The organism is Thermoflexus sp., assembly GCF_040289485.1.
Classification (GTDB): domain Bacteria; phylum Chloroflexota; class Anaerolineae; order Thermoflexales; family Thermoflexaceae; genus Thermoflexus.
In genome coordinates, this window is sequence record NZ_PSLG01000032.1 from 1 (window position 1) to 24,966 (window position 24,966).

General features: G+C 70.8%; 20 protein-coding genes and 1 pseudogene. 4 read left to right on the forward strand and 17 right to left on the reverse strand.

The features are described 5' to 3' along the window. The 4 genes and pseudogenes from C4313_RS06985 to hutU all read right to left on the reverse strand — a co-directional run. Positions 1–484, reverse strand: a pseudogene (locus C4313_RS06985) (xanthine dehydrogenase family protein molybdopterin-binding subunit); the annotation flags it as partial. A 10-nt stretch (positions 485–494) separates the two neighbouring features. Continuing rightward, entirely contained in the window at positions 495–1,847 is a 1,353-nt protein-coding gene (gene hutI / locus C4313_RS06990) for an imidazolonepropionase (RefSeq protein ID WP_352429151.1), read from the reverse strand. Positions 1,848–1,869: 22 nt separating this feature from the next. Beyond that, on the reverse strand, positions 1,870–3,324 hold the full coding sequence (locus C4313_RS06995) for an aldehyde dehydrogenase family protein (RefSeq protein WP_352429152.1): 1,455 nt from the start codon (positions 3,322–3,324) through the stop codon (positions 1,870–1,872). Next, positions 3,321–5,000, reverse strand: a complete 1,680-nt coding sequence (hutU, locus tag C4313_RS07000; RefSeq protein WP_352429153.1) for a urocanate hydratase — start codon at positions 4,998–5,000, stop codon at positions 3,321–3,323. Before hutU ends, C4313_RS06995 begins: the two co-directional genes overlap by 4 nt. A 165-nt stretch (positions 5,001–5,165) precedes the next feature. Between hutU and C4313_RS07005 the strand changes: the two genes are divergently transcribed. Then, positions 5,166–5,513: a phage holin family protein gene (locus C4313_RS07005; RefSeq protein ID WP_352429154.1), complete on the forward strand. Its 348-nt coding sequence runs from the start codon at positions 5,166–5,168 to the stop codon at positions 5,511–5,513. Positions 5,514–5,523: 10 nt separating this feature from the next. Here C4313_RS07005 and C4313_RS07010 read toward each other — a convergent pair whose 3' ends face one another. The 11 genes from C4313_RS07010 to C4313_RS07060 form a co-directional block, all read right to left on the reverse strand. Next, a complete protein-coding gene (locus tag C4313_RS07010) occupies positions 5,524–6,291 on the reverse strand; it encodes an ABC transporter ATP-binding protein (protein ID WP_352429155.1) in 768 nt (255 codons plus the stop codon). Continuing rightward, positions 6,291–7,304 (reverse strand): ABC transporter substrate-binding protein, encoded by a 1,014-nt coding sequence (locus tag C4313_RS07015; RefSeq protein WP_352429156.1) that lies wholly within the window; start codon positions 7,302–7,304, stop codon positions 6,291–6,293. Before C4313_RS07015 ends, C4313_RS07010 begins: the two co-directional genes overlap by 1 nt. A gap of 33 nt (positions 7,305–7,337) precedes the next feature. Beyond that, positions 7,338–8,105 (reverse strand): ABC transporter permease, encoded by a 768-nt coding sequence (locus C4313_RS07020; RefSeq protein ID WP_352429157.1) that lies wholly within the window; start codon positions 8,103–8,105, stop codon positions 7,338–7,340. 505 nt (positions 8,106–8,610) lie between these two features. Continuing rightward, a complete protein-coding gene (locus tag C4313_RS07025; protein WP_352429158.1) occupies positions 8,611–9,027 on the reverse strand; it encodes a RidA family protein in 417 nt (138 codons plus the stop codon). Between the two features lie 38 nt (positions 9,028–9,065). Then, positions 9,066–9,893 carry an AAC(3) family N-acetyltransferase gene (locus C4313_RS07030; RefSeq protein WP_352429159.1) on the reverse strand — a complete coding sequence of 276 codons (828 nt, stop codon included), beginning with the start codon at positions 9,891–9,893 and terminating at the stop codon, positions 9,066–9,068. Positions 9,894–9,898: 5 nt separating this feature from the next. After that, positions 9,899–10,672 carry an enoyl-CoA hydratase gene (locus C4313_RS07035; protein ID WP_352429160.1) on the reverse strand — a complete coding sequence of 258 codons (774 nt, stop codon included), beginning with the start codon at positions 10,670–10,672 and terminating at the stop codon, positions 9,899–9,901. A 14-nt stretch (positions 10,673–10,686) separates the two neighbouring features. Continuing rightward, positions 10,687–11,475, reverse strand: a complete 789-nt coding sequence (locus tag C4313_RS07040) for a CPBP family intramembrane glutamic endopeptidase (RefSeq protein ID WP_352429161.1) — start codon at positions 11,473–11,475, stop codon at positions 10,687–10,689. Between the two features lie 77 nt (positions 11,476–11,552). Further along, positions 11,553–13,091 (reverse strand): phospholipase D-like domain-containing protein, encoded by a 1,539-nt coding sequence (locus C4313_RS07045; protein ID WP_352429162.1) that lies wholly within the window; start codon positions 13,089–13,091, stop codon positions 11,553–11,555. A 43-nt stretch (positions 13,092–13,134) separates the two neighbouring features. Beyond that, complete coding sequence (locus tag C4313_RS07050; RefSeq protein WP_352429163.1) at positions 13,135–15,078, reverse strand: hypothetical protein; 1,944 nt, start codon at positions 15,076–15,078, stop codon at positions 13,135–13,137. A 351-nt stretch (positions 15,079–15,429) separates the two neighbouring features. Then, positions 15,430–16,464 (reverse strand): zinc-binding dehydrogenase, encoded by a 1,035-nt coding sequence (locus tag C4313_RS07055; RefSeq protein ID WP_352429164.1) that lies wholly within the window; start codon positions 16,462–16,464, stop codon positions 15,430–15,432. A gap of 55 nt (positions 16,465–16,519) precedes the next feature. Beyond that, positions 16,520–17,686: a DUF429 domain-containing protein gene (locus C4313_RS07060; RefSeq protein WP_352429170.1), complete on the reverse strand. Its 1,167-nt coding sequence runs from the start codon at positions 17,684–17,686 to the stop codon at positions 16,520–16,522. 90 nt (positions 17,687–17,776) lie between these two features. Between C4313_RS07060 and C4313_RS07065 the strand changes: the two genes are divergently transcribed. Then, positions 17,777–19,132, forward strand: a complete 1,356-nt coding sequence (locus C4313_RS07065; protein ID WP_352429165.1) for an 8-oxoguanine deaminase — start codon at positions 17,777–17,779, stop codon at positions 19,130–19,132. Between the two features lie 12 nt (positions 19,133–19,144). Here C4313_RS07065 and C4313_RS07070 read toward each other — a convergent pair whose 3' ends face one another. Beyond that, on the reverse strand, positions 19,145–21,001 hold the full coding sequence (locus C4313_RS07070) for a protein kinase domain-containing protein (protein ID WP_352429166.1): 1,857 nt from the start codon (positions 20,999–21,001) through the stop codon (positions 19,145–19,147). Positions 21,002–21,032: 31 nt separating this feature from the next. Then, positions 21,033–21,479 (reverse strand): type II 3-dehydroquinate dehydratase, encoded by a 447-nt coding sequence (aroQ, locus tag C4313_RS07075; RefSeq protein ID WP_352429167.1) that lies wholly within the window; start codon positions 21,477–21,479, stop codon positions 21,033–21,035. A gap of 184 nt (positions 21,480–21,663) precedes the next feature. Between aroQ and C4313_RS07080 the strand changes: the two genes are divergently transcribed. Both C4313_RS07080 and topA read left to right on the forward strand, forming a co-directional pair. Next, entirely contained in the window at positions 21,664–22,746 is a 1,083-nt protein-coding gene (locus tag C4313_RS07080; RefSeq protein WP_352429168.1) for a mannose-1-phosphate guanylyltransferase, read from the forward strand. A gap of 16 nt (positions 22,747–22,762) precedes the next feature. Further along, the gene (topA, locus tag C4313_RS07085) at positions 22,763–24,940 is read left to right on the forward strand and encodes a type I DNA topoisomerase (RefSeq protein ID WP_352429169.1); all 2,178 of its coding nucleotides are present in this window, start codon (positions 22,763–22,765) and stop codon (positions 24,938–24,940) included. Positions 24,941–24,966 lie beyond the last annotated feature (26 nt).

The window sequence follows — 24,966 nt, forward strand, 5'->3', positions numbered from 1 at the left end:
CCGCTGCCCCGCCGACATCGGCGGCGTGGGCCCCGGCGTCGGCCCGCGTCCCCGGCCGGCCACCGGGCCAGATCCGGGGGGCCCCCTCGGCCATCGCCGCCAAGGGATCGACCACCGCCGGCAGCGGCTCGATGTCCACCTCCACCCGGGCGGCGCCGTCCGCGGCCGCCGCCTCGCTCTCCGCCAGCACCACGGCCACCGGCTGGCCGGAGTAAACCACCCGTTCCCAGGCCAGCAAGGCCCTGGCATGGTTCTCCGGCTCCCGTCGGAACCACGGCAGGTCCGCCGCCGTCAGCACGGCGACCACCCCCGGGACGGCCCGGGCCCGCGCTGTTATGATCCCGCGGATGCGGCCATGGGCGTGGGGGCTGAGGACCAGGCGGGCATAGAGCAGGTCCGGCAGCCGCAGGTCGGCCCCGAACCGTAGGCGGCCGGTCACCTTCAGAGACCCATCCCGCATGGGGATCCGCTGGCCGATGCTCATCGCTACCTCCTCACGGACGATCTCCCCCGGGCCGGGCGCCGTCGGTTCCCCTATACACCGCCTGGCCCTCCCGGACCACGATCTTCCCCCGCTTGATCACGGTGTGCACCAGGTTCACTCCGTAGCGATAGGCGAGGTGCCGATAATCCGGCGCGTCGATCCCCACCAGGTCGGCCCATTTGCCGATCTCCACGCTCCCGATCTCGTGGCCCAGGCCGAGGGCGCAGGCGGCGTTCAGGGTGGCGGCGGCCAAAGCCTCGGCCGGGGTGAGGCCCAAATACCGGGCCGCCAGGGCCATCATCATCGGCATCGATTCGCACCATGAAGTCCCCGGGTTCAGGTCGGTGGCGATGGCCAGGGCGCCGCCTGCCTCCAGGAACCGCCGGGCCGGGGCGTAATGGCCGCTCCCCAGCCCGAAGGAGGTGCCGGGGAGCATCACCCCCACCGTCTCCGAGCGGGCCAGAAGGGCCAGGTGCTCGGGCGGCGTGCTCACCAGATGGTCGACGCTGGTTGCCCCCAGGGCCACCGCCAGGGGCGTGGCCCCGAGGGAAGGCACGAATTCGTCGGCGTGGACCTTCAGGCCGAAGCCCAGGCGGCGGGCGGCCTCCAGGATCCGCTGGGTCTGGTCGAGGTCAAAGGCCCCCCGTTCGCAGAAGACGTCGCAGAACCACGCCGCCCGCCCGTCTGTCCACGGCGCCCGCCACGGCCCCTCCACGGGATAACGTCGGGCCGCCACCGCCGGGAGCATCGCCTCGACGAGAAGCGCCACGTAGGCCTCGGGGTCTGCCCGATGCTCCTCGGGGATGGCGTGGGCGCCCAGGAAGGTCGGCACCAGGTCGAGGGGATGCGTCGCGTCCAGATCGTGGATCACATCCAGAAGGCGGAACTCGGCCTCGGGCGCCAGCCCGTAGCCGGTCTTGGCCTCCGCGGTGGTGGTGCCGTGGAGGAGCATCCGGTCCATCCGGCTTCGGGTCTCCGCCCGCAACTGCTCCACCGAGGCCTCCCGAGTCGCCCGGACCGTGGCCAGGATGCCGCCGCCGGCCTGAAGGATCTCCAGGTAGGTGGCCCCCTGAAGCCGCCGCTCGAACTCGGCGGCTCGGTCGCCCGCCCACACCAGATGGGTGTGGGGATCCACGAAGCCGGGCACCACCACCTGGCCCCGGGCCTCCAGGACCTCGGTGACCTCCCGGAGCCGGGCCTCCACCTCGGCCGTCGGGCCCACGGCGAGGATGCGGCCCTCCCGCACAGCCACCGCGCCGTCCGGGATCACTTGAAGGGACCCTAGGGCCTTCCCCCGCAACGGGCGCCGGCCCACAGGGGTCACCACCTGGGCGGCGTGGCGGATCAGCAGATCGGCCTGCATCGGCGACGCCCCGTCCTTGGGATCAGAGGGGTGGGCGGATGACGACCATGTGGATGTGGGTCATCTCCTCGATGGCGTAGCGGACCCCTTCCCGGCCCAGGCCGCTGCCTTTGACCCCGCCGTAGGGCATGTGGTCGGCCCGGAAACTGGGGGTGTCGTTGATGATGATGCCCCCGAACTGCAGCCGCCGCACCGCCTCCAGGGCCCGCCCGATGTCCCGGGTGAACACCGCCACCTGCAGCCCGTATTCGGTGGCGTTGGCTGCCTCCAGGGCTCCTTCAAAGTCCTCCGTCTCCAGCACCGAGACCACCGGCCCAAACACCTCCTCCCGCACCACCCGCATCTCCGGCCGAGCTCGGATCAGCACCGTTGGCCAGACCACCGGCCCCTCCCGCCGGCCTCCTGTGGCCACCTCAGCGCCCCCCGTCACTGCCTCCTGGATCCAGCCCTCCACCCGCAGGGCCTCCCGCTCGTCGATCAGCGGCCCGATCTCCACCCGCTCGTCCAGGGGATCCCCCACCACCATCCCCTCCGCCGCCGCCACCAGCCGCTCCACAAAGGGCTCCAACACCGCCCGATGGCTGTAGATCCGCTGCACCGAGATGCACACCTGGCCCGAGTAATAGAAGGCCCCTACCGCCAGCCGCCGCGCCACCCCTTCCAGATCCGTCACATCCGGCGCGATCACCACCGGGGTGGTGTTGCCCAGTTCCAGGATCAGCCGCTTGATCCCCACCACCCGCGTCAGCCGCTCCCCCACGGCCCGGCTCCCGGTGAAACTCACCAAATCCACCCCTGGATGGGCGGCCAGGGCCTCCCCCACCGTCCCCCCGGGGCCGAAAATCAGATTGAAGCCCCCTGCCGGCACCCCCGCTGCTTCCAGCACCCGCCCCAACGCCACCGCCGTCAGGGGTGTGCTGGAGGCCGGCTTGAGCACCACCGCGTTCCCCGCCGCCAGCGCCGGCGCCACCTTGTGGGCCACCAAGTTGAGGGGGAAGTTGAAGGGCGAGATGGCCGCCACCACTCCCACCGGCCGCCGCACGTAAAACCCAAAGGCCCCCTCCCCCGCCGGCACCGCGTCCATCGGGATCACCTCGCCCCCCACCCGCCGCGCCTCCTCCGCCGCCAGGGTGAAGGTCCAGATCGCTCGCTCCACCTCCACCCGGGCCCACTTCAACGCCTTCCCCGCCTCCGCCGCGATCAGACGGGCGAAGGCCTCCTTCTGCTCCCGCAGCGCCTCCGCCACCCGCCGCAGGATCTCCGCCCGCCGCCAGGCCGGCAGCGCCGCCATGGCCTTCGCCCCCTCTCGGGCCGCTGCCACCGCCGCTTCCACGTCCTCCGGCCGCGCCTCCGGCACCGCCCCGATCTCCTCCCCCGTGTATTTGTCCCGCACCACAATGGGAGCGCCCCCTTCTACCCAGCGCCCCCCGATCAGCATCCGACCTTCCCCAAACACCACCCGCTCCCGCGCCGTCATCGCTCACCCCCTGGCGATTTCAGCATCGGCATTTTGATCCCGTGCCGGCGGGCCACCTCGATGGCCTTTTCATAGCCGGCATCGGCGTGGCGGACCACCCCCAGGCCGGGGTCGGTCTTCAGCACCCGCTCCAGGCGCCCCTCGGCCTCCTTTGTGCCGTCGGCCACCACCACCATGCCGGCGTGCTGGCTGAACCCAATCCCCACCCCGCCGCCGTGGTGGAAAGCCACCCAGGTGGCCCCCGCCACCGCGTTCAACAGGGCGTTGAGGATCGGCCAGTCGCTGATGGCATCCGATCCGTCCCTCATCCCTTCGGTCTCGCGGTTGGGGCTGGCCACCGAGCCCGCATCCAGATGATCCCGCCCGATCACGATGGGCGCCCCCAGTTCGCCGCGGCGCACCAGTTCGTTGAAGTAAAGCCCGGCGCGATCCCGTTCCCCATAGCCCAGCCAGCAGATGCGGGCCGGCAGGCCCTGGAAGCGGATCCGCTTCTGGGCCATGGTGATCCAGCGCCGCAGGGCCTCGTTCTCCGGGAACAGCTCCAGGATCGCCTGGTCCGTCCGGTAGATGTCCTCGGGGTCCCCGGAGAGGGCCACCCAGCGGAAGGGCCCTTTCCCCTCACAGAAGAGGGGGCGGATGTAGGCCTGGACGAAGCCGGGATACGCGAAGGCGTCCTTCACCCCCATCTCGTAGGCCTGTTGGCGCAGGTTGTTGCCGTAATCGAAGACCACCGCGCCGGCCCGGTGGAAGGCCAGCATCGCCTCGACGTGGAGGGCCATGCTCTCCTTGGCCCGCCGGACATAGGTCTGCGGATCCCGGGCCCGCAGGTCCTCGGCCTCGAACACCGAGAGCCCGCGGGGCACATACATCAGCGGGTCGTGGGCAGGGGTCTGGTCGGTGACCACGTCGGGGACGATGCCGCGGCGGGCCAGTTCCGGGAACACGTCGGCGGCGTTGCTCAGCAGGCCGATGGAGCGGGCCTGCCCTTCCCGCACATAGCGCTCCACCCGCCGCAGCGCCTCGTCCAGGTCCGCCACGATCTCATCGAGGAAGCCGTGCGCGAGGCGCCGCTGGGCCCGGCGGGGGTCCACCTCCACGATGAGCCCCACGCCCTCGTTCATCGTGATGGCCAAGGGCTGGGCGCCGCCCATCTCCCCCAGGCCGGCCGTCAGCACCCACCGCCCCCGCAGGCTCCCGCCGAAGTGGGTCCGCGCGCACGCCGCCAGCGTCTCATAGGTCCCCTGCAGGATCCCCTGGGTGCCGATGTAGATCCAGGCGCCGGCCGTCATCTGGCCAAACATGATCAGCCCCTTGCGCTCCAGTTCGTCGAAGACCTCCCAGGTGGCCCAGCGGGGGACCAGGTTGCTGTTGGCGATCAGAACGCGGGGGGCCCCTTCGTGGGTGCGGAAGATGGCCACCGGCTTGCCGGATTGCACCAGCAGGGTCTCGTCGGGCTCCAGGTTGCGGAGGGACTCGAGGATGGCGTAGAAGGATTCCCAGTTCCGGGCTGCCTTGCCGCGGCCTCCGTAGACGATCAGGTTCGCCGGATCCGCCGCCACCTCGGGATCGAGGTTGTTCTGGATCATCCGGTAGGCGGCCTCGATCTGCCAGTTCTTACACGTCAACGTTCGGCCCCGGGGCGCACGGATCACCGGAGCGGCTCCGGTCGAGGTCATGGGCGCTCCCTCCGCGAGGTCTCTCCCCCATCTATTATCCCACTGCGGTGGCAGCGCGCCCATGCGGAAGAGAAGCCCCCGAACTTGTGGGATCCTCCGCGGAGGGGGATGATGGTCCTCGCGGGGCGGCGGAGCGCAGGCCCCTATCTCAGGAGGGAGGAAACCATGCGGCGCTTTCTGCTTCGCTGGCTGCTGAACACCATCGCCCTGTGGGTGGTCTCCCAGATCTACCCGGGGGTCTCCTTCCGGGCCGGCAGCGGCCTGGGGGATTTCCTGCTGGCCGGCCTGGTCCTCGGCCTGGCCAACGCCCTGATCCGGCCGCTCCTGCTCCTGCTCACCCTCCCGCTGAACTTGCTCACCCTGGGGCTCTTCACCTTCGTCGTCAACGCCCTCATCCTCTACCTGGTGGCCGCCCTGACCCCCCTCGAGGTCCACGGCCTGGGGGCGGCCCTGGTCGGCGCCGTGCTGCTGGCCGTGGTCAGTTTCGGGCTCAGCCTGCTGATGAAGGACTGAGGCCCCGAGATCAGCGGGCGCCGTCCCCCAGGGCCTGGCGGACGGCCCAGACCGTCTGGAGGAAGGCGGGGTGGGACCACCGGTCGGCGCCCCGCGGACGGGGGAGCGGGATCCGGACCTCGGCCACGACGGCCCCCGGGCGCGGGCTCATGACCAACACCCGATCCGCCAGCCAGACCGCCTCGGGCACGTCGTGGGTCACCATGAGCACCGTTTTGCGCTGCCGCTCCCACAGGGCGATCAGGACCTCGTTCAGCCGCTCGCGGGTCAGCGCGTCCAGGGTCGCGAAGGGCTCGTCCAGCAGCAGGATCTCCGGATCCGCCACCAGGGCCCGGGCCAGGGCCACCCGCTGCTGCATCCCCCCGGAGAGTTCACGAGGATACGCCTCCTCGAACCCCTGGAGCCCCACCTGCTCCAGGAGCGCCCGCGCCCGGCGATCCGCCTCCGGGCGCGGGCAGCCGTCCAGTTCCAGGGGCAGCCGCACGTTCTCCAGGGTCGTCCGCCACGGCAGCAACGCGTCCTTCTGGAACACGATCCCCACCCGCCGGTCCGGCCCTCGCAGCGGCCGATCCCCCAGCCAGACCTCCCCCCGGGTGGGCGGCAACAGGCCGGCCAGGATCCGCAGCAGCGTCGTCTTGCCGCACCCCGAGGGACCCACCACGGCGACGAACTCCCCCGGCATCAGGGCAAGGGAGACCTCCCGCAGGGCCCACAGTTCCCCACGGGCGGTGGGGTAGCAGTGGGAAAGATGGCGCGCCACCAGGGCCGGCCGAGGCATCATCGCCCTCGTTCCACCTGGGGCCAGATCTCCTCCACGAAGGCGTTGGTGTAGGCGGCATGGAGATCCAGCGGCTCCTTCAACTGGCCCATCCGCGTCAGCACCGCGGCCATCTCCTGCCAGGCCCGGGGGTCGGAACGGCCCGGCATCTCCGCCTGCCAGAGGGGGAGGGTAGCCTGCAACACCTCCCACTGGGCGGCCTCGTTCTCCCCGCTCAACCCCTCCACATACTTCTTGCTGATCTCGAAGGCCTCCTTCGGATCCCGCAGCGTATCCCGCAGGCCCCGCAGGAAGGCCCGCAGGAACCGGCGCACCAGGTCCGGCTGGTCCCGGATTGTCCGTTCGTTGGTCAGGATGCCGTTGCCGACCAAGGCGGTGTAATCAGCCACGTCCAGGACGTGGACCGGGAGGCCGGACCGCCGCAACACCAGGGGCTCGTTGTTGATGTAGCCCACGGCGGCGTCCACCTTCCCCTCCTTCACCGCCGCCACCTGGGTGAAGCCGCCCAGGTCCACCGCCTTCACCGCCTCGTCGGAAAGGCCGGCCGCGTAGAGCAGGGCCTTGAAGCCCACATAGGAGGCCCCGAAGAAGCCCGGCAGCCCCACCGTCCGCCCGCGCAGGTCCTGGGGCGTCCGGATCCCCTTCTCCGCCAGGGCGAAGACGGCGATGGGATAGCGCTGATACCACTGGGCGACCATGACCACCGGCAGCCCCTGGGCCCGGGCCAGGAGGACCTGCTCGCCGCTGACCAGGGCGAAGGGCAACTGCCCGGCGCCGACCAGTTGCACCCCGTTGGTCTCGAAACTGTAGTCGAAGGCGATCTGGAGGCCCTCCTGAGCGAAGTACCCCTTCTCCACCGCGACGTAGAAGGGGGCGAACTGGACGTTGGCGATGTAGCCCATGGGCAACCGCAAGGGGGCGGGGGTGGCCGGGGCGGCGGGCCCTGCGAAGGCCTGGCAGGCGGCCGCTAGCGCCAGCCCGAACGCCACGAGGATCCCACGTCGATCGCGCATCGGAGACCTCCGTAAAAAGGGTTTTCACCTTCGTCAGCGGCGCACCCAGCGATGCTCCAGGGCGGTGATCGCCCCATACAGCAGGAGGGCCTGGGAGGCCAGGAGCAGGATCCCCCCGAAGACCAGCGGGGTGTCATAGAGCCCCTGGCCCTGCTTGATCAAGAAGCCGATCCCCCGATCGGCACTGACCAGTTCCCCCACGAAGGCGCCGATCACCGAGAGGGTGGCCCCGATCTTCAACCCCCCGAAGATCACCGGCAGGGCCGCCGGCCATTCCAGTTTCCAGAAGGTCTGCCATCGGGTGGCCCTCAGGCTGCGGAAGAGTTCCCGCCATTCCGCGGGGATGTGGCGGAAGCCAGCGATGGCGGCGACCAGGACGGGGAAAAAGGCAATGAGGGCGCTGACCAGGACCCGGGCCAGCAGCCCGGGGCCGAACCAGATAATCAGCAAGGGGGCCACGGCCACGATGGGCACCGCCTGGGAGGCTACCAGGTAGGGGGCCACCAGCCGCTCGAAGGGCCGCCAGTGAGCCAGGGGATAGGCCAGGGCCAGCCCGACCAGCACGCCCAGCCCCAGCCCCAGGCCCACCTCCAGGGCGGTGGCCCACCAGTGGCGCCACAGCGCCCCCTCCCGGGCCAGCGCCCAGAGCCGCGCCGCCACCCGCTCCGGCCCCGGCAGGATGAAGGGAGGATAGTTCCCCAAGCGGACGAGGAGGCTCCACAGCAGCAGGAACCCCACCGCCCCGCCCAGGCGCGTCGCCCACCCGCGCAGGCCTTGGCTCGCCCATCCATGGATCCCCATCGCCTCCTCCCGGCTGGCGCCTTATCTTTCCCAAGAAAAAGCCCCGCGGCGTGTGCCACCGCGGGGCAGTGCATCCTCGCCTCCAGCGCCCATGGCCCTGGAGGCTGCACCTCCGGCGCCGCCCACGAAAAAGCCCCCGAAGATCCAACGACCCTCGGGGGCAGGAAAGACCCATCCCGCCGCGCGCCAGAACGCAAACCCCGAAGGCTGGAATGCCTTCGGGGCAGGCGGCCCGCCGCGCACGGCGCGCCGGAGGAACGCCACCTGCTCCCATCCCGACTATACGGTCGGCCCCGGACTTGCACCGGTGTCCTGCCTCGGCCGTCGGGCCTCGGCTCGCGGGCTGAGGAGGGGGAAATCCCCCTCCATCACCGCCGGTCGGGAATTGGCCGCCCGTCCCGGGCGACCTCACCCTGCCCCGCAGGTCGTGCGCATTCCGTTGTCCAGTCCAGGGGGAATCATAACCGGAGAGCCCCGGGCCGTCAAAAAGGGCCCGGGGCTTCCTTCATTGGCAACCGCACGCTTCCAACGAGGGACAATCGCAGACCTCGGCAACGGCCTCGATCTCCACGCGGGCGTCCAGCGGGAGGGCGGCCACCCCCACCGCGGAGCGGGCCGGCGGGCGCTCCGGGAAGAAGGCCGCATACACCTCGTTCACCCGCGGCCACTCCGAGAGGTCCCGAAGGAACACCGTCGTCTTGACGACATGCCGCAGGCAGGACCCCGCCGCCTCCAGGATGGCCTTCAGGTTCTCCAGGGCCTGACGGGTCTGGCTCTCGACGTCCGGCCCAGCCAGTTGGCGGGTGCCCGGGACCAGACCCAATTGCCCCGCCGTGAAGATCAGGCTCCCCACCCGGATGGCCTGGGAATACGGACCGACCGCCGCCGGCGCCTTCTCGGTCGTGATCACCTCTCGGGCCACCGCGCACCTCCGGTATCGGATCTCCTGGGGCCCCGGGATCAGGGGCGCGCCCCATACAGCACGTGTTGACGGACGGCGTGGCAGAGCAGACAGAGCGGATCGTCGCAAAGCAGCGCCATCGGATCCCGCTGGAGGAAAGCCAAGAGGATCTGGACCATCCGCTCCATCGGGAGCCCCTGGATCGCCCAATCGTCCAGATGGACCCTTCGGGTCGCCGGCTCCAGGATCGGCGCGGCCGCCCCGAACCCCCGGCGGCACCCCGGGAACCCCGGCAGTTCCACCACCCGACGGTCCATCAACGCCCACCGCGTGAAGGTCTTCCGCCCGGCCATGGCCTCCACATAATGGATGGCCACGTTCCGCGTGGGGTCGGCGCCGATGAGCACCACATCCCCGCCCTCCGCCTCCAACCACCGCATCGGCCCCCAGGGGTCCAGCAGGGACTGGGTGGCGACGGCCGCCTCCGCCTGCGGCCCGACGACCACGAAGGAGAGGACGGGATGCTCGGTGCGCTGGGCCCCCGGCAGGCGGCGGACGATCTCCGGGAAGGCGCCCCATTCGGGGTCGGCCGGCAGGTCGGGGCGGAAGAAGACGGCGCGGGCATTGCCCGCCTGAGCAGCCAAGTAGACCACCCCGTTGTCCGCCGGGCCGACCCGCGGGTAGACCATCGTGCGGAAGGTGAAGGCGGGGGTCAGCCAGGTCGCTCCCGCCATGGCCGCCTGGACGGCCCCGGCCACCGTGGCCACGCCGCCCCGCACCCGGCCCTCCACCTCGGGGGCCAAGAGGACAAGGGCCGGACCCCTGGGGTTCCAGCGCACCGCCTCCAGGGCCAGGACCAGGGTCCGGAAGCCGATCTCGCTTCCCACTGCCTTCAGCGTCCTTTCCACTCTGGCTTGCGCTTCTCGATGAACGCCCGCATGCCTTCCTTCTGATCCTCGGTGGCAAACAGGAAGTAGAACAGCCGCCGCTCGTAGGCCAGCCCCTCCTGCAGCGTGGTCTCGAAGGCCATGTTCACCGCCTCCTTCGCCAAGCGCACGGCGATGGGCGGTCGGGCGGCGATCTCCTTCGCCAGCCGGAGGGCTTCCTCCAGGTAGGTCTCCACCGGGACGACACGGGAGACCAGGCCGGCGGCCTCCGCCTCGCGGGCGCTCATGTAGCGCCCGGTGAGGATCATCTCCATGGCCTTCGACTTCCCAATGGCCCGGGTCAGGCGCTGGGTGCCCCCCGCCCCGGGCATCACGCCGATGTTGATCTCGGGCTGACCGAAGACCGCCGTCTCGGAGGCGATGATGATGTCGCACGCCATCGCCAGTTCACACCCGCCCCCTAGGCACCACCCCGAGACCGCGGCGATGATCGGCTTGCGGATGCGCCGGATCCGATCCCATCGGCTGATGTGGTCCCGGAGCAGCATGTCCACCGGGCTGGCCTCGACCATCTCCTTGATGTCGGCCCCCGCCGCGAAGGCCCGCTCGTTCCCGGTAAGAACGATGCACCGGATCCCCTCGTCCCGGTCGAAGGCCTCCAGGGCCTCCACCAGTTCCTCCATCAGGACGCTGTTGAGGGCGTTGAGTTGCTGGGGGCGGTTGAGCCGGATCAACCCCACATGGTCCACGGTCTCCACCAGAATGGATGTGTAGGGCATGGGCCTCCCCTCCTTTATCCGCGGAAGTTCAGCAGGAAGATGGCCTCCGCTGTGGCATAGAGGTTCAGGGTCATATGCATGAGGATCGGCGGCCAGAGGGAGCGGGTGCGGGCCCGCAGCCCGGTCAGCGCCAGGCCCACCAGGAAGGCCTGGGCGATCCAGAACCATGGATCAGCAGTCCCCCCGTAGGTGAGGAGATGGAGCAGGGCGAAAGACAGGGACACCAGATAGACCGCCAGCATCGGCCCCACCCGGACGGCCATGGCCGGGTAGAGCAGGCCGCGGAAGAGGACCTCTTCGGTGGGCGGGCCGACCAGAACGGTCGAGATCCCCATCGCCGCCCAGCCCAGGGGATCCCGCCCTCGGAACAGGGGCGCCAGGTTCTCGGGGATCACCGGGCGCCCCGTGGCCAGGGCCAAGGCGTCCAGGGCCACCCCCAGCCCCAGGGCCAGCAGCGGCGCCGCCCACCACGGGATGCGGGCCGGGGGCACCAGACGCAGGGCCTGGGGGAGAGGCTGCCGGACCCAGAGGCGCAGCCCGGCGAGCAGCGTGAGCAGGATGAACAGGAACGTCAGACTGTTGGCCAGCCCCATGAAGCGGGGGCTGGCGGCGGCCTGGCGGAGGGCCGCCTCCAGGGACTGCCCGGGGGCGGCGAGGACGGCATATCCCAGGAAGAGCAAGACGCCGAACATCACCTGGACCATCAGGAAGTAGGCCAGGGCGGTGAGGGCCAGGCCGATCCCCCACGGCGGGGCCGGCTCCAGCCCCTCCTCGGAACGCGGTGGGGATGGGGTGGTGGCCATCGACACGCTCCTTGCGATGGAAATGAAAAGCCGCCCGCGCCCAGAGGCGCAGGCCAGCGGCTCCTCCCCCAAGCCGGTCATCGCCCCCCCGCCCCGGCCAGGATCCCCGTCAGGTCGGGCCATCCGCTCCGGGGCGGGTTGAGCGCCTGCTCATAGACCCGGGCGAACTCCGCCTCAAACAAGGCCGCCATCGCCGGGTCCTCGACGATCAGGAAATTCTCATCGTTGTCTTGGGCAGCGTTCCGCGAGAAATTATAGGATCCGAAGATCACCGTCCGCCGATCGATGACGAAGACCTTGTGGTGCATCAGATAAGGGTTGCCATCCTTCAGCACATCCAGGCCGGCCCGCCGCAGGCGGTCGAACTGGCTGACGGGGGCATCGGCCCCCACCCGCTCGAACACCCCGTGGATCGCCACGCCGGCCCGATGTCGCCCCAGGAGGGCCTCCCCGATGGTCGGGTGGGTGAAAGCGAAGGCCATAAAGACGATGCGCTCCCGCGCGCCCCGGAGCGTCCGCACGATGGCTTCCACGGTGGGATCCTCCGGAGCGAAGTAATTTTCCACCGGGATCCCATGGATCGTCAACCGGGGAACCGTGTCCCCCGAGGCGCGGGCCGGGCCGAAGGCCCGCCGCTCGAACATGGCGGCGAACTTGGCCGCGTAGTTCCGGGCGAGATCCGGCGAGCGGATCCAGACAGCGTTGTTGTTGTTTTGATAGGCGTCGTTGTCGGTGAAGTTCATGGAGCCGGTCCAGACGCGCTCCCCGTCGACGATCATGAACTTGTTGTGCATGTAGCCCGGGCGCTCGTCGGTGACCACGGGGATGCCCCCCGCCCGCAGCCGGGCGACCGCCTTCGTGTCCGCGTTGTCCGTCTCCGTCACCACGCGGACCCGGACGCCGCGCTCGCGGGCCCGCAGGAGGGCATCGGCCACGGACATCAGCTCGATATCGTAGACGGCCACGTCCAGGGTCCGCTGCGCGCTGTCGATGGCCGCGATCAGGGCATCCACCACGCCCCCCCGATGGAAGCGGGGATCGTCCGGGAAGCGCGGGGCGGTGAAGTAGACCGTATACCACCCTGCCTCCCCGGTGGAGACCGGCGCCGGAGCCGTCGACGGCCGGTAGAGGACGTGCCAGGCCGCCCCCGCCAACAACGCCAGGAGCAACAGGATCGCCAGGCTGGAGACCACCGGCCCCTGAAGCCGTCGACGTCCCGCTCCCCCCCGGAAGCCGCGCGGGCGAGGGTCGCCCATGCTTTCCTCCTCCCCTTCTTCAGCGACGTCCACCGCCCAGATCGGCGCTTCAGGCGACCATCCGGCCAGCGCCTGGAAGGCCCAGTCCAGACGCTGGTCAACGGTCCAGGCCGCCCACTCCAACGGCACCTGGATCCCCCAGGCCGCCAGGAGGGCTACGGCCTCCTCCCGCGGCGCCTGGACAGCCTGCGCGATCCGGCGCATCGCTTGCCGCACCGCCTCCCCGGCCACCGAGGGCCCACCACCCCATCGGGCCATCCCCCAGCGCAGCAGCCGCTCCGCCTGGTCGTCCGTCAGGCCGCGGCGCCAGCCTTCATCCTCCAGGAGACGCTCCAGCCAGGCCGCTTCCATCGACTCCATGGCGCCGCTCCTCCCTCCCGAAAAGACGATGCCCCCACAGAGGCTACGGCCCCCGGGCTGCCTCCTCGACCCAGAGGGAATAGGGGGCCGGCTCGGTGGTGAACCGCGCCAGGGCTGAGAGGGCCAAGAGCACCTGGCGATCCGGCCCCGCGGCCACCTCCCCCTCGCTCTGCCCATCCGCTCCCACCGGCAGCCGCTCCACCCGGACCGTCCCATCCTCCCGGAACCGGATCACCTGCAGGGCGAACCGCACAGGGACCACCGGGGTCACGGGCGCCCAGCCCTCGGCGATCCATCCCCCCGTGCCGTCTTCGGCCCCGTCCCGAAACCCCACCTCAGGGATCTCGATGGCGTCCAGGGCGACCCCGGGGCGGTTCACCGCGTCGTCGGTCACCACCTCGAAGCGCAGCCCGATCACCTGGCCCGCGTACGGGGTCAGATCTACTTCCTCCGTGATCCAGCGGGGACCCCCCGGATCGCCGCTGCGCCCGGTGTATCCCCAACCCAGGTTGTTGTGGTTCGGATCCGCATCGGTCCCCGAGGGGGTCCGCAACAGCGTCCAGCGCCGGCCCCCGTCGGTTGACACGCTCAGGTAGGCGTAGTCCCAGCCTTCCTCCAGATCATACCAGATCCGATAGCGCAGCGTGGCCCGGGAGACCCCGCGCAGATCCACCCACCGGGTGAGGCGGGGATTGCTCTCGTCCCCCCGCACCGCATACCAAATCCGGCTCCCCTCCACGGGCGAGGCAGGGAGGAGGGGCAAAACCGGGGTCCCCTGGAAACGCAGGCGCAGCGCCCGGCGGGGCGGCAGTTCGATGTAATCCGTAGCGTAGGGGAAGACCGTGTCGCGGATGGTCTGAGGCAGGCGACGGACGACGGCCGCCGGGCGGGGCCGGGAGAGGGAGAGAGCGGCGTATTGGGGGCCCTCCCGCGGGCGGAGGTGGTCCACCGCATTCGCCACCACCCATTCCAGAAAGAACGCATCGGCGTCCATCCCGGCCCCCCGCTCCTGGAGCACCCGGTCCACGGCCGTCAGCCCGTTCTCCGGGTGGGCCACCAGCCGCCGTGTGGCCTCCTCCCCGAACCGCTCCAGGAAATAGGCCATGAACAGGAAAGCGGCCCCGTAATGGGCGGCGTTGCCCTCCTCCGAGGGAGCCCAGGTGTTCAATTGAGTGTCCGGCGCGGCCAGGAAGGCCGCCTCGAAGCCAGCGCCCCCATACCCGGCCAGAAAGGCCGCCAGTTCGGAGGCCCCCTCGTTGATCCAGGTCTCCTCGTTGCGGTCGTTGAACCAGTGGATCATGTGCTGGAACTCGTGAGCGAGGACCCCCAGATAGAACGCCGAGTTCACCCGGACAGCGTCCAGGTTGATGTAGAACATCTCCGCCTCGTTGGAATCGGGACGGACCGCCCGAGGGAACTCGTCTTTGCTGGCGTAATAGCCCGCCACCCCGCCCAGGCCGGCGGCATGCAGGACGACGAGGTGGGGATCGCAATCCACCCCCGGCGTCCATTCGCTCCCGAAGAAGGCCCGGACGGTGGGGTAGATCCGGGTTTCGAAGGCCTCCGCGGCCGCCTGCAGATCCGCCTGGGCCACCGACCGGTCTTCCTGCACCCACATCGCCAGGTGGGGGGTGCGAACCCGCAGGACCGCCGAGACCGTGAAGGCCTCGCCGGTTTCATCGTTCAGGACCCAGAAGGTCCGGCGGGCGCCTTCCCTCGCCGCTCCATCCCCGCAGGCCGTCGACGGGATGTCCGGCGGAAGCCCCCGGTAGCGCACCGCCAGATCCCGCAGGTCCCGGATTGGGACCTCGGCCTCCTGCAGCCGACGGAGCGTCTCCACCGCCCGCTCCGCGTCGACCGGCGCGGGGCGCAGCCGGCTCGCCCGGGCAGCCGCCGGCGAGGGGGTCGGCTCCTGAGGAAGGCCCCGCTCCCCCCGACATCCCAGCAGCCCCAGCCCCAGCAGGGCCACCGCCCCTACTTGTCCCATCCGCCCCATCGCTCCCCCGAAACCCGATCCGACCGCACCCTCCCGTTTATCCGCAGCCGGCCCACCACCCCTGGCCCTTTCCAGTCAACAAGAGCACGCCAAGATGGGCAAACCGGGCTTGGACCAGCGAGGTGGAGGACGCGCGGAGGCCCTCCCGCGCGGGTTCGCGCCTTTCTACCCGGTCGATGGGAGAACCACCCGCCGGTTCGGGGGATAGGCATCGGCCTGACGGCAGTCCGGGGGATCGTCGAGGCCCACCGCGGGCGCCTGGACATCCAGAGCGCTGTCGGCCGGGGACCCGGGTCACCCTGCGCCTGCCCATCGTGTTCCCAAAAGGGTAAGGCGCCGGGATCAGGGGAGGCGCAGGACCACCTTGCCGAAGACGCGGCGGGCCTCCAGATAGCGGTGGGCCTCGGCGGCCTCTTCCATAGGGAAGATCCGATCGATCACCGGGCGGAAGATCCCCTGCTCCACCCGCTCCATCACCGCCTGAAAGTCGGCGCGGGTGGCCCCGAAGGAGCCCAGGATCTCCGCTTCTTTGTAGAACACCCCCCACAGGTCGGTCTGGCCCCAGCGGCCGGTGGTGGATCCACAGAAGACCAGGCATCCCCGGAAGGCCAGGGAGGCCACGCTCTCCTTCCACGTCTCCGAGCCCACGTGCTCGAAGACGACGTCGGCCCCGCGCCCGCCGGTGGCCTCCAGGACCTGCAGGCTGAAGCGCGGGTGCTCCCGGTAGTTGATCCCCACATCGGCCCCCAGGGCCCGGGCCTTCTCCAGTTTCTCGTCGCTGCTGGCGGTGGCGATCACCCGGCATCCGAAGTGTTTGGCGATCTGGATGGCCGCCGTCCCGATGCCGCTGCCAGCCGCCAGCACCAGCACCGTCTCCCCCGGCCGGAGGCGGGCCCGGCTCACCAGCATATGCCACGCTGTCCCGAAGGCCGCTTGGACGGCGGCCGCCTCCTCGAAAGACAGGCGGGGACCCAGTCGTATCAGGTTGGCGGCCGGCGCCACCACGTACTCCGCGTAGCCGCCCCAGCGATCCACCCCCAGGATCTTCCGACGGCGGCATAGGTTGTCCATCCCGGCTTGGCAGAACTCGCACGCGCCGCACACGATGAAGGCGCCCACCAGCACCCGGTCGCCCACCCGCCAGCCCTCCACCCCCTCCCCGAGGGCCGCGATCTCCCCCGCCGGCTCCAGGCCCAGCACGTGGGGAAGCCGCGCCTTGCGCCCCTGCTCCCCCGCCCGCGTGTAAAGGTCCAGGTGGTTGAGACCACAGGCATACACCCGCACCAGGACCTCCCCGGGGCCGGGGGCGGGCGTGGGCACTTCCTCCACCTGGAGGACCTCGGGCCCTCCCCGCCGCCGCATGATCACTGCTTTCATCGCACCTCCCGATGACGCCAGAGGGTTTTCCCGGAGACACCAGGATGCGACGCCCCTACGGGGGGGCTTCGAAATGCACGCGGGGGAACGCCCATGGGTCGAGCCCGGCCAGCCCTTCCGGCCCTGCCTCCTCCAGGCGCCGCAGCCATTGGCGGGCGTCGGCCCGCAGCCGCGCCACGTCGATGCCCTGGCAGCGATCGGGGGCGCCCTCCAGATGGGCCAGGCCCCGGCGGAGCATCTTCACCGCCCCGGCGTGGTTCCCCCGCTGGATCTGGTAACAGGCCACACCGATCTGGAGGATCCCCTGGTAGATCCGGCGCACCGGCCGGGCCTCCGCCCGCCACGCCCGCTCCAGGGTTTCGTGCTGCTCGAAATATTCCCCGGCGTTAAACTGCTCCAGCCCCCGCCGGACCTCCTCCGGCAGCGGCTCCTCGCAGCACGGCCACGCCTGCCCCATCAACGCCTCCGTCCCCGGCGACAACCTGCATCTCCGGCGGGGCACCAGCACGTAGCCGCCCGCCAGATCTCCGAAGCACTCGTATCCCTCGGGGCCGTAGAACCAAACATAGCCCGCCACGTAGGCGCAGAAGGCCGCGTCCAGCAGGTCCTCCCACGCCTTCAGCGACCGCCGCGACGCCCCTCGCCATGAGGGCCGCCGCCATGCCTCCGGCCAGCGGACCGGAGGATGGGCCTGCTCCAGGGTCCACAGGCGCCGGTGCCAGCGCCGCAGGCCCTGGATCCATCGGGCCCGCCCCAGCCGTTTATACCGGATGATCCGCCGGAGGCCAAACAGGACCACCGCCGCCGGATGGGGGAACACCTCCAGAACCGCCCGGATGGGCATGCACGGCGCCGCGGGAGGTGCCAGGGTGAACCCCCAGGCGGCCAGGGCCTGGGCCAGCGCCTCCCCGCGCAGGCCCCCGAAGGGCCGGAGCCACCGGCGGTTGACGGGATATCCGCCGGCGTGGTGCCGGCCGAAGCGCGCGGCGATCATCCGGTCGCACGGCCGGGACCCGGTCTCGTTGGGCACGATGAGGGGAGCGTCGACGCCGATCACGCAGGGCCCCGCCCGGTAGGGTTCCAGGAAGGCCAGGATCTCCGCATCGGCGCCCAGGGCCTCGGCCCACGCCGCCGTCTCCCAGCCGGACCCCGCCCACCGGAGGACCACGGCGGCCGTCGGGTTCCGCGGCGACCACGCCAGATCCACGCCGATCGCCCACATCCGCTCCACCGCTGTCCTCCCCACCCTCGGGTGGCCCCGCCGCCGGATCTACACAACAATATCGAACAAACTCCTTGCGGAGGACCGCCGATGCCGACCCTGCTGTTGCGCCACGCCGACCTGCTGGTGACGATGGACGACGAGCGACGGCGCATCCCCGACGGCGGCCTGTTCGCCCGGGACGGGGTGATCGAACAGGTCGGCCCCACCGCTGACCTCCCCGCCTCCGCCGACCTGATCCTCGAGGCCCGGGGAATGGTGGTGCTCCCGGGGATGGTCAACACCCACCACCATCTGTATCAGACCCTCACCCGGGCCATCGCCCAGAACGCCAAGCTCTTCGACTGGCTGCGGACCCTCTACCCCATCTGGGCCCGCATGGACGGGGAGGCGGTCTACGTCAGCGCGCTGGTCGGGATGGCCGAGCTGCTCCACTCGGGCTGCACCACCACCAGCGACCACCTCTATCTTTTCCCCAACGGCGCACGGCTGGACGACGAGATCCAGGCAGCCCATGAGATCGGCATCCGCTTCCACGCCACCCGCGGCGCCATGTCCCTGGGGGAATCCAAGGGCGGCCTCCCGCCGGACGCCGTGGTCGAGGAGGAGGAGGCCATTCTGAAGGACATGCAGCGGGTCATCGAGGCCTATCACGACCCCAGGCCCTATGCCATGGTCCGCATCGCCCTGGCCCCCTGTTCCCCGTTCTCGGTGACCCCCGAACTGATGCGGGAGGCGGCCGCCCTGGCCCGGCACTACGGCGTGATGCTTCACACCCACCTGGCCGAGACCCGGGAGGAGGAGGCCTACTGCCTGGCGCGGTTCGGGAAGCGCCCGGTGGCCTTCGCCGCCGAACTGGGCTGGGACGGCCCCGATGTCTGGTTCGCCCATATGGTCCACCTCAACGCCGCGGAGATCGACGCCCTCGCCCGCTCCGGCGCCGGGGTCGCCCACTGCCCGAGTTCCAACATGCGGCTGGCCTCCGGGGTGGCCCCGGTGCGGGCGATGCTCGACCGCGGGGTGAAGGTGGGGTTGGGGGTGGACGGCAGCGCCAGCAACGATGCCTCGCATATGCTGGCCGAAGCCCGCCAGGCCATGCTGCTCCAGCGGGTGGCCCTGGAGCGGCCGGACGCCCTGACGGCGGAGGAGGCCCTGTGGCTGGCCACGCGGGGCGGCGCGGCGGTGCTGGGGCGGGACGATATCGGCCAGTTGGCCCCGGGCAAGGCCGCTGACTTCGCCGCGTGGCGCCTGGACCGCTTGGAGTACGCCGGCGCCCGCCACGACCCGATGGCCGCCTTGATCTTCTGCCAGCCGCGCCCCGCCGACCTGGTGGTGGTCCACGGGCGCGTCGTCGTCCAGGAGGGCCGGCTGCTCACCGTCGAGGAGGAGCGCCTGATCGAGCGGCACAACCGGATCGCCCGGCGCATCGTCCGCGGAGAGCCATGAGGCCCAGGGCCCTCACGGCCGGACGGTGAGTTCGCTGATCAGGACGCTGTTGTTCACCGCGCTGGCATAGCCCGGGTTGAGGACGATCACCCGCGCGGCCGGGTTCCCCTCCGGATACAGCCCGGTGCGCAACTGATAGGTCCCGGGGGGCGCATGGGCCGGGATGGGCAAAACCACCGGGTCCCGCACGATCTGGCCGGGCTGCCAGGCCGGGATGGGCGGGTTGGACTGGGCGTCCCGCTGGGCCACGATCTGGCCGTTCGGCCCGATGAGGTGGACGAAGATCACCAGGGGCTGCCCCACCCTCTGGAGGGACCGCCATTCGAGGGTGGCGGCCAGGGTCTCGCCCGGCCGGAAGGTCCGCTGGGGCAGATCCACCGCGTCCAGCATCACCCAGTTGGCGAAATTGGCCCCGATGTCGATACGGATCCCCGCGCTCACCGTCAGGGTGAGGGTCTGCCCCACCCCCAGCCGCGTGCCGGGAGGCGGGTTCTGGGCCAGGATGCGGCCCGCCGGCTCCGGGCTCCACACCCGCTCCACCCGCACGTCCCAGCCATAGGAGCGCAGCCCGTTGAGGATGTTCTCGTCCAGCGTGTAGCCCAGGACGCTGACCACGGGGAAGGCCGGCGCCCCGCGGTTCACCGTCGCCCGGATCGTCTCCCCGGGATGGAGGGTGGCGCCAGGAGGCGGGTCCTGGGCGATCACCACGCCGGCGGGCTGCTGCGGGTCCTCCACCTCCTGAGCGACGGAGAGGTTCAACCCCAGCCCCTGGGCCCGGGCCTGGGCCTCGGTCACCGGCAGCCCCCGCAGGTCGGGGACCTGGAGGGTGGGTACCACGGTCGGGGGCGGCGTCGGTGGGGACAGCCCGGAGGGCCCGCCCATCCAGGCCCGGTAGACCAGCAGCCAGAGGGGGATCAAGCCGAGGACGGCCAGGACGGCCAGCGCGCCCAGCAGCCAGAGCAGCCAGTCCCGCCCCTCGCGGAGGGGCGCGGGGGGCGCAGGGGGGACCGGCTGGGTGGTCGGGCTGGGGGTGGGCTCCGGGATCTCCACCGGGGTCGGCGTCGGAAGGTGCTGCAGGAGCACCCGCCCCAACTGATCCGCGTTGCGGTAGCGCCGGGCCGGCTCCTTCTCCAGACAGGTCATGACGATCTCGACCAGGGGATCGGGGAGGGTCGGATGGAAGGCCTTGGGGGAAGGAGGACGCTGGGTCAGATGGGCCTGGAGCAGTTCCGCCGCGGTGGCGGCCTCAAAGGGGAGACGCCCGGTGAGCATCTCATAGAGGATCAGGCCCAGGCTGTAGACATCAGAGGCCGGCGTCGGGGGCTGTCCAGCGGCCTGCTCCGGCGACAGATACTGGGGCGTCGCCCACACGGCGGGGTCCGTCCCCGCCGACCAGAGGGGGACGGCGATCCCGAAATCCGCCACCTTCACCTCCCCCGCCCGGCCCACCAGGATGTTCTGCGGCTTGAGGTCGCCGTGGACGACGCCATTGCGGTGGGCGTATCCGACGCCGGCGCAGGCCTGGAGGATCAGTTCCAGGGCCCGCTCGACGGCCAGGGGGGCCCCGTGCCGGATCAGGGTTTTGAGGTCCCAGCCGTCGACATATTCCATCACGAAGTAGGGCTGGCGGCCCTCCCACCCGAAATCGTAAACGGTAACCAGGTTGGGGTGGGAGAGGTTGGCCAGCAGGCGGGCTTCGGCCTCCAGCCGCCGCCGCAGGTCGGGATCCTGTAGGCGGTCCCCGCGCAAGACCTTGAGGGCGACCGGCCGCTGGAGCACGACGTCGAAGGCCCGGTAGACCACGGCGAACCCGCCCCGCCCCAGCGTCCCCAGGATGCGATAGCGTCCGGCGAACAACGTCTCGGCCATCTCTCCTCGCTCCGCTGGAGATGCGACGGCCTCAAGGGACGCCGGCTTCCTGCAGCAGCGCGGCGAGGCCCTCCAGGCCCAGCAGGTAGCTGCGCCAGCCGAAGCCCAGCACCACCCCGCGGCAGACCGGGGCGATCACCGAGGTCCGCCGCCATTCCTCGCGGGCCTGGGTGTTGGAGAGGTGCACCTCCACGGTGGGGAGGTTCACGGCGGCCAGCGCGTCCCGCAGCGCGTAACCGTAGATATGGAGGGCGCCGGGGTTGATCAGGATGCCGTGGGCCCAGGGGCGGGCCTCGTGGATGGCGTCGATCAGCGCCCCTTCGTGGTTCGACTGGACGATGCGCAGGGCGATCCCCCGCTCCGCCGCCCAGGCCTGCAGCCGCGCGTTGATCTCCTCCAGAGTCATCGTCCCGTAGATGGCGGGCTCCCGGGTGCCCAGCAGGTTCAGGTTGGGCCCGTGGAGGACCAGGATGTTCATGGCCGCCTCCGGCAAGGCAAGGTTCCTGACCGCCACCCTTACTATAGCGCAGATCGCCCGCCGGGCCGGCAGGGGCGGCATGGGTCCTTTCCTGGATAAAGTCCCGGGAAGTTGCCGGGCGGCCGGATCCTCGGTATGGTTATTTTCCGGCAGCGCGGGAGGATCGACCCGGGAGGAGGGAGCGATGGCCTGGGAGAGCTACGCGGTGATCCTGGCCGGGGGGAGCGGCACGCGACTGTGGCCCCTCAGCCGGCAGAGCCGCCCCAAGCAGATGCTCCGGCTGCTGGGGGAGCGGACGATGTTCCAACTGACGGTGGACCGGCTGCTGCCCCTTTTCCGGCCGAAGCGCATCCTGGTGGTCACCGGCCACGAGCACGCGGAGGAGCTCCGACGGCAGGCGCCGGAGATCCCGGCTGACAACTTCCTGGTGGAGCCGGTGGGCCGCAACACCGCCCCCGCCATCGGCCTGGCCGCCCTCCACCTCCGGCGCCGGTCGCCCCAGGCGATCATGGCTGTCCTGCCCGCCGACCATTACATCCGCGACGAGGCCCGGTTCCGGGCGGTGCTCCGGGCCGCCCTCCAGGTGGCTGAGAGAGGGTTCCTGGTCACCCTGGGGATCCGGCCCACCTACCCGGCCACCGGTTTCGGCTACATCGAGCGGGGCGAGCCCCTGGGCCGCTTCGGCGGGTTTATGGCCTACCGCGTCCTGGCCTTCCGAGAGAAGCCCGACCCCGCCACGGCGGAGCGCTTCGTCGCCAGCGGGCGGCACGCGTGGAACAGCGGCATGTTCATCTGGCGGGTGGATCGGATCCTGGAGGAGATCGCCCAGGCGCTGCCGGACCTGGCCGCCGGCCTGCGGGAACTGGAGGCCGCCCTGGGGACCCCGGGGGAGGCGGCGGCGTTGCGGCGCCTCTGGCCCCAGATGCCCAACATCAGCATCGACTACGGGGTGATGGAGAAGGCACAGGAGGCCGCCGTCATCCTCGCCGAGTTCGGCTGGAACGACATCGGCAGCTGGGCGGCCCTGCTGGACATCCTGGCCGCCGGCGATCAGGGCAATGTGGTCCTGGGCACAGAGCACCTGGGCCTGGACACGGCCGGCTCCCTGATCTTCGGGAACGGGCGGCTGGTGGCCACCCTGGGGATCCAGGACCTGGTCATCGTAGACACAGAGGACGTGCTCCTGATCTGCCATCGGGATCGGGCCCAGGATGTCCGCCTGCTGGTGGAGCAACTCAAGCGCGAGGGACGGCACGAGTATCTCTGAGGGGAGGCGACCTTCGATGGCCCGGCAGGAGACCCGCTTGGTGATCGTGGAATCCCCGGCCAAGGCCCGGACGGTGGGGCGCATCCTGGGGCGGGGGTTCCTCGTCAAGGCCTCCATCGGACACGTGCGGGATCTGCTCAAGTCCCAACTGGCGGTGGACATCGAGAACGGGTTCAAGCCCACCTACTGCGTGCCCAAGGAGAAGCGGGCCGTCGTCCGGGAGCTGCGGGAGACCGTCCGGCAGGCCGCTGAGGTCTACCTGGCCACCGACCCGGACCGGGAGGGCGAGGCCATCGCCTGGCATCTCACCGAGGTGGCCCGCATCCCGCCCGAGAAGCTGCGCCGCGTGGTCTTCCACGAGATCACCGAGCCGGCCATCCGCGAGGCCTTCGCCCACCCCCGCGGCATCGACATGCAACGGGTCCACGCCCAGCAGGCGCGGCGGATCCTGGACCGGCTGGTGGGCTACAAACTCAGCCCGCTGCTCTGGGAGAAGGTCCGGAGCCGCCTCTCGGCGGGCCGGGTCCAGTCGGTGGCCCTGCGCCTGATCGTCGAGCGGGAGCGGGAGATCCAAGCCTTCGTCCCCGAGGAATACTGGACCATCGCCGTGGAACTGAGCAAGGACGGCGACGAGCGGACCTTCCGGGCGCGGCTGGTCCGCTATCGGGGGGCCGAGCCGGACCTCAAGAACGAGGAACAAGTGCGCCCCCTGGTGGCCGAACTGGAGAAGGCCCTCTACGTGGTGGTGAGCGTGAAGAAGGGGGAGCGACGGCGGCGGCCCGCCGCCCCCTTCACCACCAGCACGATGCAGCAGGAAGCCTCCCGGCGGCTCGGCTTCACCGCCCGCCGCACCATGGCCGTGGCCCAACAACTCTACGAAGGGCTCCCCCTGGGGGACGAGGGGTCCGTCGGCCTGATCACCTACATGCGGACCGACTCCACGAACGTCTCCCCCCTGGCCCAGGAGGAGGCCCGTCGCTTCATCGCCCAGACCTACGGCGAGGGCCTGCTCCTGCCCGAGCCCCCGGTCTACAAGACGCGGGCCCGCATCGCCCAAGAGGCCCACGAGGCCATCCGGCCCACCTCAGTCTTCCGGACGCCGGAGTCGGTGAAGCCCTACCTGGACCGCGACCAGTATCGGCTTTACGAGTTGATCTGGAAACGCTTCGTGGCCAGCCAGATGGCCCCGGCCATCCTGGACACCATGACGGTGGAGATCGTGGCGGTGCCCCAGGCCCTGCTGGCCGATGGGGAGATCCCGGCCGAGGCGTTGGAGAACCCCCGTTACCTGTTCCGGGCCACCGGGTCGGCGATCCGCTTCCCGGGCTTCCTGGTGGTCTACGAGGAGGCCCGGGAGGAGGACGCTGCACCTTCGGAAGAGGAGGAGGGCGGCGGACTGCTGCCGCCTCTGGCGCCGCGGGAGCGCCTCCGGCTGTGGCGGGTGCTGCCCGAGCAGCACTTCACCCAGCCGCCCCCGCGCTACACCGAGGCCTCGCTGATCCAGACCCTGGAGGAATACGGCATCGGCCGGCCCAGCACCTACGCGCCCATCCTCTCCACCCTGCTACAGCGCGGCTACGTGGAGCGGGTGGACAAACGGCTGGTCCCCACCCCCCTGGGCATCACGGTGACCGACCTCCTGGTCCAGCACTTCCCGGACATCATGGACGTCCACTTCACCGCCCAGATGGAGGAGGACCTGGACCGGATCGCGGCGGGGGAGGAGGACTGGGTGGAGGTGCTGCGGCGGTTCTACGGCCCCTTCGAGCGGCGGCTGCAGGCCGCCCTGGCGGCCATCCCCAAGATCTCCCTGGATCACGAGATCCTGGAGGAACAGTGCCCGGAGTGCGGGGCGCCGCTGCAGATCCGCCACGGCCGCTTCGGGAAGTTCGTCGGCTGCACCCGCTTCCCGGAGTGCCGCTACACCCGCCCCTTCTACAACCGGCTGGGCGTCCCCTGCCCGCAGTGCGGCGGGGAGCTCCTGGAGAAGAAGACCAAGCGGGGCCGCACTTTTTACGGCTGCAGCCACTGGCCGGCGTGCCCCTTCACCACCTGGAAGCGCCCCCTCTCCGCCCGCTGCCCGCACTGCGGCGGGCTCCTGGTCCAGGACGACCGGGAGAACGCCCGCTGCCTGAAGTGCGAGGCCGTGGTGCCCCTGGCCGAACTGGAGCCGGAGGAGGCGGGCGAGGGGTAGGGCGCCGCGCGCAGCGCCCCTACCCC

What these genes read in the sequence shown, in the direction of transcription:
- C4313_RS06995 (WP_352429152.1), bottom strand. Translation starts at nt 3,324, where the DNA reads ATGACGGCGCGGGAGCGGGTGGTGTTTGGGGAAGGTCGGATGCTGATC.
- C4313_RS07040 (WP_352429161.1), bottom strand. Translation starts at nt 11,475, where the DNA reads ATGGCCACCACCCCATCCCCACCGCGTTCCGAGGAGGGGCTGGAGCCG.
- C4313_RS07010 (WP_352429155.1), bottom strand. Translation starts at nt 6,291, where the DNA reads ATGCCTCGGCCGGCCCTGGTGGCGCGCCATCTTTCCCACTGCTACCCC.
- C4313_RS07035 (WP_352429160.1), bottom strand. Translation starts at nt 10,672, where the DNA reads ATGCCCTACACATCCATTCTGGTGGAGACCGTGGACCATGTGGGGTTG.
- C4313_RS07065 (WP_352429165.1), top strand. Translation starts at nt 17,777, where the DNA reads ATGCCGACCCTGCTGTTGCGCCACGCCGACCTGCTGGTGACGATGGAC.
- hutU (WP_352429153.1), bottom strand. Translation starts at nt 5,000, where the DNA reads ATGACCTCGACCGGAGCCGCTCCGGTGATCCGTGCGCCCCGGGGCCGA.
- C4313_RS07005 (WP_352429154.1), top strand. Translation starts at nt 5,166, where the DNA reads ATGCGGCGCTTTCTGCTTCGCTGGCTGCTGAACACCATCGCCCTGTGG.
- C4313_RS07060 (WP_352429170.1), bottom strand. Translation starts at nt 17,686, where the DNA reads ATGTGGGCGATCGGCGTGGATCTGGCGTGGTCGCCGCGGAACCCGACG.
- C4313_RS07070 (WP_352429166.1), bottom strand. Translation starts at nt 21,001, where the DNA reads ATGGCCGAGACGTTGTTCGCCGGACGCTATCGCATCCTGGGGACGCTG.
- C4313_RS07080 (WP_352429168.1), top strand. Translation starts at nt 21,664, where the DNA reads ATGGCCTGGGAGAGCTACGCGGTGATCCTGGCCGGGGGGAGCGGCACG.
- C4313_RS07050 (WP_352429163.1), bottom strand. Translation starts at nt 15,078, where the DNA reads ATGGGACAAGTAGGGGCGGTGGCCCTGCTGGGGCTGGGGCTGCTGGGA.
- topA (WP_352429169.1), top strand. Translation starts at nt 22,763, where the DNA reads ATGGCCCGGCAGGAGACCCGCTTGGTGATCGTGGAATCCCCGGCCAAG.
- C4313_RS07020 (WP_352429157.1), bottom strand. Translation starts at nt 8,105, where the DNA reads ATGGGGATCCATGGATGGGCGAGCCAAGGCCTGCGCGGGTGGGCGACG.
- C4313_RS07015 (WP_352429156.1), bottom strand. Translation starts at nt 7,304, where the DNA reads ATGCGCGATCGACGTGGGATCCTCGTGGCGTTCGGGCTGGCGCTAGCG.
- aroQ (WP_352429167.1), bottom strand. Translation starts at nt 21,479, where the DNA reads ATGAACATCCTGGTCCTCCACGGGCCCAACCTGAACCTGCTGGGCACC.
- C4313_RS07055 (WP_352429164.1), bottom strand. Translation starts at nt 16,464, where the DNA reads ATGAAAGCAGTGATCATGCGGCGGCGGGGAGGGCCCGAGGTCCTCCAG.
- C4313_RS07045 (WP_352429162.1), bottom strand. Translation starts at nt 13,091, where the DNA reads ATGGAGTCGATGGAAGCGGCCTGGCTGGAGCGTCTCCTGGAGGATGAA.
- hutI (WP_352429151.1), bottom strand. Translation starts at nt 1,847, where the DNA reads ATGCAGGCCGATCTGCTGATCCGCCACGCCGCCCAGGTGGTGACCCCT.